This is a genomic window from Leifsonia sp. 563 (assembly GCF_040545055.1).
Classification (GTDB): Bacteria; Actinomycetota; Actinomycetes; order Actinomycetales; family Microbacteriaceae; genus Leifsonia.
In genome coordinates this window covers 80,166-88,925 of record NZ_JBEPLE010000009.1, presented here as the reverse complement: position 1 = coordinate 88,925, position 8,760 = coordinate 80,166, and the positions used below count along the sequence as shown (strand labels likewise).

The following is an 8,760-nucleotide window of genomic DNA, read 5'->3' as shown; positions in this document are numbered from 1 at the left end:
CCGCGGCGTCGCCCCCCCGCCCCCCCCCCCCCCGGCCGCCCCCCCCCCCGTTCTGGGGGTCTTGTGCGTTGCCGCCCCCGCATACACCGCCAACCCCCCACGAATCGTCAGGGGGTCGCCGCCGTTAGGCTGGAGCGCGTGCGTATCGGCGTGATCGGAGCAGGAGCCATCGGCGGAACGATCGCGGCGCTCCTCGATCGCGTCGGCCACCTGGTCGAGGTGACGGCCCGCGGCGAGCAGCTGGCCGCCATCCGCGACGACGGCCTCCGGCTCGACGGCGGCTGGGGCGTCCACACCGCGCGGGTCGCCGCCGCGGAGACTCTCCAGACCCGCCCGGAGCTGGCCTTCGTCACCACGAAGGCCCAGGATGCGCCCGCCGCGATCCGCGCCAACGCGGCCGCTCTCGACGGCATCACCGTCGTGATCGTGCAGAACGGCCTCGCCGGCCTCCGCGAGGCGGAGCAGCTGCTGCCCGGATCCGACTGCGTCGGCGCCCTCGCACTGTACGCCGCGAGCTACCTCTCCCCCGGCCGCGTCTCGGTCACGACGACCGCGAACACCTACCTCGGCGCCGGGGATGGCCCACCGCCCGCCGCTGCCGTCGAGGCCGCCCGCATCCTCGACGCCGCGATGCCCGCCTTCGCGATCGACAACTTCACCGGCGCCCAGTGGACGAAGCTCATGGTCAACCAGATCAACGCCCTCCCGGCCATCACCGGGCTGAGTGCGCAGCAGGTGCTCGGCGACCGGCGGTTGCGGCCCATCGTGACCGCGAGCCTCCAGGAGGCCACCCGCGTCGGCTATGCGCGCGGGGTGCGCTACGGGAGCATCCAGGGCTTCGACGATCGCATCCTCCGCGTCGTCGCGCGGGCTCCGCGCTGGGCCGCCCAGGCCGTCCCCCTGCTCATGAAGCGGAGGATGGGGTCGACGCCCAACCCGGGCTCGACGCTGCAGAGCATCCGCCGCGGTCAGCTCACCGAGATCGACTACCTGAACGGCGCCGTCGTCGACGAAGCCCGCACCGCGGGAGTCGAGGCACCGGTAAACGCCGCGATCACCGCGCTCGTGCACGAGGTGGAGCGCACCGGCGCCTTCCTCACGCCCGACCAGGTCGCCGAACGGATGCGTCCCCTGCTGGCCTGAGAGGCCGCCTCAGAGCGCGCGGTCGACCCGCAGCGGCAGCTCGGGCTCGGAGTCGTCGACCAGGTGGTCGGCATGGGCGAGCGGACGGGCATCGTCGAGGTACACGGTCTCCTGCAGCGCATTCACGAGCAGGATGGAGGCGTTCCAGGCGTCACGCAGCGTCGGACGCAGGGCGAACTCCCCGTCGACGACGAGCACCGCATCCTGTCCGGCCGTCAGCCAGCGGGCCTCGACCGGCTGGTCCCGCTCCTCGTCGAAGGCCGCGGTCTGGAACCCGGCGCTGCCGCCGAGGCGGAACGGATCGAGCAGCACGCGCCGCAGCGTCACGTAGTCATAGGAGTCGCGGTAGTAGCTCTCCTCCGTCTCGGGGCCGAGGCGCGTGCGGTACGACCGCGAGTTGTGGAAGTCCGCCAGCCGCGCCCGGAACGTGTCGGCACCGGACTCCCGGAACACCGCCGCGAGGTCGTCGGCGAACGGGCCGCCCATCGTTCCCCCGTCGACCACGACGATCACGCGCCCGACCGGCGAGACCGCACGGATGTCACCGACCAGCGAACGCAGGAACAGCACCCGCGGTGTCGGAGGAAGCATCATGCGACGAGCATAGGCCGTCGCACCGGTTAGCCTCGATGCATGCACGACTTCGCCGGGACGGTGGTGGATTGGTACCACGCCAACCGGCGCGACCTCCCGTGGCGACGCGACGGCTTCACCGCCTGGGGCACCCTCGTCAGCGAGTTCATGCTGCAGCAGACGCCGGTCTCCCGCGTCATCCCGCGCCTCGAGGAGTGGCTGACCCGCTGGCCGACCCCGGCCGCCCTGGCCGCCGTCCCTCCGGGCGAGGCGGTGCGCGCCTGGCAGTCGCTCGGTTACCCGCGCCGCGCCCTCTGGCTGCACGCGGCCGCCGTCGCGATCACCGAGCAGCACGACGGCGTGGTGCCGGAGGACGTGGATGCGCTGCTCGCGCTCCCCGGCATCGGCGACTACACCGCACGCGCTGTGGCGGTCTTCGCCTACGGCAACCGGCACCCGGTGGTCGACACGAACATCCGCCGCGTCATCGCCCGGGCGATCGACGGGCAGGCGGAGCCCGGCCCGCCCGGCAAGCGCGATCTCGCCGCGATGGAGGCGCTGCTCCCGGAGGATCGGCCGGCCGCCGCGGCGTTCAACGCCGGGATGATGGAGCTCGGCGCGATCGTCTGCGTCGCCCGATCGCCGCGCTGCGACGAGTGCCCGGTCGCGTCGCGCTGCGCGTGGCGCCAGGCCGGCTACCCCGCGTACGACGGCCCGAAGAAGGCCGTGCAGAAGCGCTACGAGGGCAGTGACCGGCAGGTGCGCGGGCGCATCCTCGCCGAGCTGCGGGCGTCGCACATCCCGGTGACCGCTGCCGAGCTCGAGACCGTGTGGCCGGATGCCGCCCAGCGCGACCGTGCGCTGGCCGGGCTGCTCGCCGACGGTCTCGCCGTCGCGGCCGAGGGCGGGTACACGCTGCCGTAAGTCTGGTCGGGCGTCAGCTCTCGGAGAAGACGAGCGGGTCCCAGTCCTGGATGCGCGTCCGGTACACCAGTCCCTCCGTGACGAAAGGATCGCCTTGCAGGAAGCGCTCCGCCGCCTCCCGGCTGCGGAAGATCGCCATGGAGCCCTGCGTGGCCGGGTCGCCGAAGGTGCCGATCATCAGCACCTCGCCTCCCGCCGCGAACTCGTCGAGGTAGGCGCGGTGACGGGGGTACGTCTCGACGAGACGCTGGAAGTGCTCCGGAGACGCGTCCGGGTCGGCATCGTAGAACGTGACGGCGAACATGCCGTCAGCCTAGAGCCGACCCGGCGCGGCGGTCAGTGCTTGTCGTCCGCCTCGTCGTCATCCTCGGCGTCGTCGAAGTCCTCGTCGTCGTCCTCGAACTCGCGGGGCTTGACGTACGGGTCCTCGTCGCCGGCGTAGTTCGCGCCGGCCGCGAGTCCCGCGACCTCCTCATCCCGCTGACGCGCCTCGCGGAGCAGGTTCTCGATCTGCGCGGCGTTCTCGGGGATCGCGTCGAGCTGGAACTCCAGCGTCGGCGTGAGCCGGGCGGTGATGTTCTTGCCGACCTCGCTGCGCAGCATGCCGGTGGCGGCCTTGAGAGCAGCAGCGCTGTCGTCGCGCTCCTGCTCGGTGCCGTACACCGTGTAGAACACTGTGGCGTGCTGCAGGTCGCCGGTCACCTGGACGTCCGTGATCGTGACGAAGCCGAGGCGCGGGTCGCGGAGACCGCGATCGAGCCGCTTCGCGATGATCTCCTTGATCCTGTCCGCGAGCTTCCTCGCGCGTGCCGGATCAGCCATGGTTGTGCTCCTTTCAGACAAGATGGCCGGTGGCGAAGCCACCGGCCATCTCTCGAATCAGACTCGAGGCTTCTCGCGAAGCTCGGTCGTCTCGATCTCGTCGCCGATCTGGATGTCGTTGTACTTCCCGAGACCGATACCGGCCTCGAAGTCCGTACGGACCTCGGTGACGTCGTCCTTGAACCGGCGCAGCGACTCGATGGCGAGGTTGTCCCCCACCACGACGCCGTCGCGGATGACCCGCGCCTTGGCGTTTCGCGTGATCGTCCCGGAGCGGACGATGACACCGGCGATGTTGCCGAACTTCGAGGAGCGGAAAACCTCGCGGATCTCGGCGACACCGGACTGGACCTCTTCGAACTCGGGCTTGAGCATGCCCTTCAGCGAGTTCTCGATGTCCTCGATCGCGTTGTAGATGACCGAGTAGAAGCGCACATCCACACCCTCGCGGGCCGCACGCTCGCGCGCCTTCACGTCCGGGCGGACGTTGAAGCCGATCACGATCGCGTTGTCGATGGTCGCCAGGTCGATGTCCGACTCGGTGATCGCGCCGACGCCGCGGTGCAGGATGCGGAGGGAGACCGAATCGTCGACCTCGATCTTCATGAGCGACTCCTCCAGCGCCTCCACGGCACCGGACACGTCGCCCTTGATGATGAGGTTGAGCGCCTCGACCTTGCCCTCCTCGAGGGCCCGGGTGAAGTCCTCGAGCGAGATGCGCTTGCGGGCCTTCGCCAGCTGCGCGTTGCGCTCCGCGGCCTCACGCTTCTCGGCGATCTGGCGGGCGGTGCGGTCCTCCTCGGTGACGAGGAACACGTCACCGGCGCGCGGGACGCTGGAGAGACCCTGCACCTGGACCGGACGCGACGGGGCTGCCTCGAAGACGGCCTCGCCGTTCTCGTCGGCCATGGCACGCACGCGGCCGTAGGCGGTGCCCGCCACGATCGCGTCGCCCACCCGGAGCGTTCCGGACTGGATGAGCACGGTCGCCACGGCGCCGCGGCCCTTGTCGAGCTTCGCCTCGATGGCGACACCGCGGGCGTCCTTGTTCGGGTTGGCGCGGAGGTCGAGACCGGCGTCGGCGGTCAGCAGGACCGCGTCGAGCAGGTCCTGGATGCCGATGTCGTTGCGCGCGGACACGTCCACGAACATGACGTCGCCGCCGTACTCCTCCGCCACCAGGCCGAACTCGGTGAGCTGCTGGCGCACCTTGGCCGGGTTGGCCTCCGGCTTGTCGATCTTGTTCACCGCGACCACGATCGGCACGTTCGCCGCCTGAGCGTGGTTCAGCGCCTCGATGGTCTGCGGCATGATGCCGTCGTCCGCCGCGACCACGAGGATCGCGATGTCGGTGACCTGCGCACCACGGGCACGCATGGCGGTGAACGCCTCGTGACCCGGGGTGTCGATGAAGGTGATGGCACGCTCGATGCCCTCGTGCTCCGTCCACACCTGGTACGCACCGATGTGCTGGGTGATGCCGCCGGCCTCGCCCGCGACGACGTTCGCGTTGCGGATGGCGTCGAGGAGGCGCGTCTTACCGTGGTCGACGTGACCCATGACGGTGACGACCGGGGGACGGATCTCGAGGTCCTCGTCGGACTCGCCGGCGAGCTCGCCGTCGAGGTCGATGTCGAAGCCCTCCAGGAGCTCCTTGTCCTCGTCCTCGGGCGAGACGACCTGGATCTTGTAGCCGAGCTCCTCGCCGAGCACCTCGAAGGTGGCCTCATCGAGCGACTCGGTCGCGGTCGCCATCTCGCCCAGGTGGAAGAGGACGGTGACCAGCGACGCGGGGTTCGCGTCGATCTTGTCGGCGAAGTCCGAGATGGACGAGCCGCGACGCAGTCGGATGACGGTGTCGCCGTTGCCGCGGGGAACGGTCACGCCGCCCAGCGACGGGGCCTCTCGCATCTCGAATTCCTGACGCTTCGCGCGCTTCGACTTGCGGGCCTTGCTCTTGCCGCCACCACGGCCGAACGCACCGGCCGTGCCGCCGCCCGGTCCACGACCACGACCGCCGCCACCACCGGGGCGCGGGCCGCCGAAGCCGCCGCCGGGACGCTGGAAGCCGCCGCCTGCGCCTGCTCCCGCACCGCCACCGGTGCCGGGGCGCTGCTGGAAACCGGGACGACCGCCGCCGCCCTGACGCGGGCCGGGACGGTTGCCGCCACCCTGACCGGGTGCGCCGATGCGCGGGGCACCGGGACGCGGCGGGGTCGGACGCGGGATGTTGCCGGGCGAGGGACGCTGTCCCATGCCCTGCGACGACGAGAACGGGTTGTTGCCCGGACGCGGCGTGCGCTGGCCCATGCCCTGGTTCGACGAGTACGGGTTGTTGCCGGGGCGCGGGGCGCTCGGGCGCGGGATGCCACCGCCGCCGGGGCGGGGTGCGGAGCTCGGCTTGACGGCGTCCGGGGTCGCCGGGGCGCCCGCGGCGGGCGTGCTCGAAGCAGCCTTCTCCGCCGCCTTCTCAGCAGCCTTCTCGGCGGCGGCCTTCTCGGCCGCGGCCTGACGCTCGGCGACCGACATCGGCGCCTGCGGCTTGGGCCCGGCATCCGTCTCGGTCGCGGCGGCGGGCGCCTGCGGCGGACGGGGCGCGGCGGGACGCGGCGCCTGGGACGGCGCCTTCGGGGCGGTAGCGGTCGCCTTCTCGGCGGACGGCTTCGCACCCTCGGCCTCCAGCGCGGCACGCAGCTTGCGTGCTACCGGGGGCTCGATGCTCGAGGACGGTCCCTTGACGAACTCGCCCATCTCCTTGAGCTTCGCGAGCGCGACCTTGCTGTCGACGCCGAGCTCGCTCGCGACCTCATGTACGCGTGGTTTTGCAGCCACAATTCTCCTGTCTGGGCCCACCCCAGACAGGGGCAGGCGTTAATAGCGGACGGATCTCATTTCGAGACACTCATCGGTTGTCACTCATGTGAAGTCAACTTCTTCAGCCTGTTCTAATGAATTGCGACCGGATGGTCGCGGTGTCGAGCGTCCCCTCCACCCGAAGCGCCCGCCCGAAGGCCCGGCGCTTCAGTGCGAGTTCGAGACACTCCTCGACCGGATGCAGCCACGCACCTCGCCCCGGCCGGGTGGCGGACGGGTCCACCACGAGTTCCGAATCCTGGGCGACGATCCTCAGAAGAGAGGACCGGGGAGCGCGAGAACGGCATCCGACGCACGTTCTGACGGGTTCCATCCTACTCCTCCCGACGGCGCGCGCCGAACGGACAGGAACCCGCGTCATCAATAACGCTGTGGAATGCAACCGCATTCCAACCGGACGAACTCAATCGCGGTCGAGGATCGAATCGGGCTGGATGCTGTGCTTGTGCGCCTGCGGCGACCGTGGCGCCACGGCTCCGCCGCGTCGGCACGGCGCGAAGATCGACAGACGAACTCAATCGCGGTCGAGGATCGAATCGGGCTGGATGTCGATCTTCGCGCCCGTCAGCTTCGCGGCGAGACGCGCGTTCTGACCCTCCTTGCCGATCGCGAGCGACAGCTGGTAGTCGGGCACGAGCGCGCGGACGGCCTTGAGCGACTCGTCGATGACGAACGCACTGGTCACCTTCGCCGGCGACAGCGCGCTCGACACGAACGTCGCGAGGTCCGGCGAGTAGTCGACGATGTCGATCTTCTCGTTGTTGAGCTCCGCGGTCACCGCGCGGACGCGCTGACCCAGCTCGCCGATGCACGCGCCCTTGGCGTTCACTCCCGGCTCGGTCGCCCGGACCGCCATCTTCGTGCGGTGCCCGGCCTCGCGGGCGAGCGACACGATCTCGACGACGCCGCTGGCGATCTCCGGGACCTCCAGCGCGAACAGCTTCCGGACGAGCGCCGGGTGCGTGCGCGACACGGTGATCGACGGACCCTTCGGCCCCTTGGTGACGCTCGTGACGTAGACGCGGATGCGCGAACCGTGCGTGTACTCCTCGCCCGGCACCTGCTCCTCCGGCGGGAGGATGGCCTCCACCGTTCCCAGGTCGACGTGGATCATGCGCGGATTCGGGCCCTGCTGGATGACGCCGGCGACGATGTCACCCTCGCGTCCGCGGAACTCGCCGAGCACGGCGTCGTCCGCGATGTCGCGCAGCCGCTGGTTGATCACCTGCTTGGCCGCGAAGGCCGCGATGCGGCCGAAGTCGCTCGGGCTGTCCTCGGCCTCGCCGATGACGTTGCCTTCTTCGTCGCGCTCGGGCACGTAAACCGTGACATGCCCCGTCTTGCGGTCCAGGTGCACCCGTGCGGCCGGCGACTGGTCGCTGTGACCGTGGCGGTGATCGGCCTGGTTCGTGTGCTTCAGGTAAGCGGTCAGGATGGCCTGTTCGATGATCTGCACCAGTTCATCGAAGGGGATCTCCTTCTCGCGCTCCATGAGACGCAAGACGCTGAGGTCGATGTCCATGCCGGCCTCCTCTATTCAGATCTCGCCGCCGCGTGACGGCGCGGCGGACTCAGTCCTCTACGGTACCCGAGATTCCCGAACGCGTGAACGCCGCGTACCGTTCACGCCATGACCTCCCCCAGCCGCGTCGCCTCCCGGGTCGAACGCCATCCGCTCGTGCGCGGCCTCGCCCGGGTCGGCCTCGCCGCCATCGGCATCCTGCACATCCTGATCGGCGTCATCGCGCTGGCCGTCGCGTTCGGGTCGGGCGGGGATGCCGACCAGTCGGGTGCCTTGCAGGCGCTCGTCGCCGTGCCGGGCGGCCTCTTCGTGCTGTGGGCCGTGATCGTCGGACTCATCTTCCTGGCGGCCTGGCAGATCCTGCAGGCGATCACGGCGCACAAGCCGGGCCAGAAGGTGACGGAGGTCGCCAAGTGCGTCGTGTACGCCGCCCTCGCCGGTATCGCGATCTCCATCGCGTCCGGCGGCCGGCAGGATGCGTCCACCTCCGAGAAGTCGATGAGCGCGAAGCTTCTCGGGATGCCCGGCGGAGTCTTCCTCCTCGCCGGCATCGGGATCGCGATCGTGGTCGTCGGCGTCGTCTTCGCCGTGAACGGCCTGACCCACAAGTTCGAGCGCGACCTGCGTCTCCCGCCGAACCGCTGGGCGACCGTCACGACGACGCTGGGCCGCGTCGGCTACGTCTCCAAGGGCGTCGCCCTGGTGATCGTCGGCGGTCTGGTCGTCTTCGGCGCCTTCACATCCGACCCCGAGAAGGCGGGCGGACTCGACGGCAGCCTGAAGGCGCTCACCGAGGTCCCGTTCGGCGTCGTCCTCCTCATCCTCATCGCGCTCGGCCTGATCGCGTACGGCGTCTTCTGGTGCGTGCGCGCGTACGCGTCCCGCCTCGCCGATCCGTGATC

Annotated in this window: 9 protein-coding genes; 3 read left to right on the top strand and 6 right to left on the bottom strand. The window is 70.4% G+C overall.

Going from position 1 to position 8,760, the window contains the following annotated elements:
- Positions 1-138 precede the first annotated feature (138 nt).
- Complete coding sequence (locus ABIC47_RS19455) at positions 139-1,143, top strand: ketopantoate reductase family protein (RefSeq protein WP_354483233.1); 1,005 nt, start codon at positions 139-141, stop codon at positions 1,141-1,143.
- A 9-nt stretch (positions 1,144-1,152) separates the two neighbouring features.
- On the opposite strand, the gene ABIC47_RS19450 is transcribed toward ABIC47_RS19455, so the two are convergent.
- Entirely contained in the window at positions 1,153-1,737 is a 585-nt protein-coding gene (locus tag ABIC47_RS19450; RefSeq protein WP_354483231.1) for a nucleoside/nucleotide kinase family protein, read from the bottom strand.
- A gap of 39 nt (positions 1,738-1,776) precedes the next feature.
- Here ABIC47_RS19450 and ABIC47_RS19445 point away from each other — a divergent pair, with 39 nt between their 5' ends.
- On the top strand, positions 1,777-2,640 hold the full coding sequence (locus ABIC47_RS19445) for an iron-sulfur binding domain-containing protein (RefSeq protein WP_354483228.1): 864 nt from the start codon (positions 1,777-1,779) through the stop codon (positions 2,638-2,640).
- 13 nt (positions 2,641-2,653) lie between these two features.
- On the opposite strand, the gene ABIC47_RS19440 is transcribed toward ABIC47_RS19445, so the two are convergent.
- From ABIC47_RS19440 to nusA, 5 genes are all read right to left on the bottom strand, one after another.
- Entirely contained in the window at positions 2,654-2,944 is a 291-nt protein-coding gene (locus tag ABIC47_RS19440) for a YciI family protein (protein WP_354483226.1), read from the bottom strand.
- A gap of 32 nt (positions 2,945-2,976) precedes the next feature.
- Positions 2,977-3,462: a 30S ribosome-binding factor RbfA gene (gene rbfA, locus ABIC47_RS19435; protein WP_354483223.1), complete on the bottom strand. Its 486-nt coding sequence runs from the start codon at positions 3,460-3,462 to the stop codon at positions 2,977-2,979.
- 57 nt (positions 3,463-3,519) lie between these two features.
- A complete protein-coding gene (infB, locus tag ABIC47_RS19430; RefSeq protein WP_020075214.1) occupies positions 3,520-6,294 on the bottom strand; it encodes a translation initiation factor IF-2 in 2,775 nt (924 codons plus the stop codon).
- Positions 6,295-6,397: 103 nt separating this feature from the next.
- The gene (locus ABIC47_RS19425) at positions 6,398-6,649 is read right to left on the bottom strand and encodes a YlxR family protein (RefSeq protein ID WP_081626598.1); all 252 of its coding nucleotides are present in this window, start codon (positions 6,647-6,649) and stop codon (positions 6,398-6,400) included.
- 201 nt (positions 6,650-6,850) lie between these two features.
- A complete protein-coding gene (gene nusA / locus ABIC47_RS19420; RefSeq protein WP_354483219.1) occupies positions 6,851-7,858 on the bottom strand; it encodes a transcription termination factor NusA in 1,008 nt (335 codons plus the stop codon).
- Positions 7,859-7,966: 108 nt separating this feature from the next.
- On the opposite strand from nusA, the gene ABIC47_RS19415 reads away from it, so the two are divergent.
- Entirely contained in the window at positions 7,967-8,758 is a 792-nt protein-coding gene (locus ABIC47_RS19415; protein ID WP_354483216.1) for a DUF1206 domain-containing protein, read from the top strand.
- The last annotated feature ends 2 nt before the right edge of the window (positions 8,759-8,760 follow it).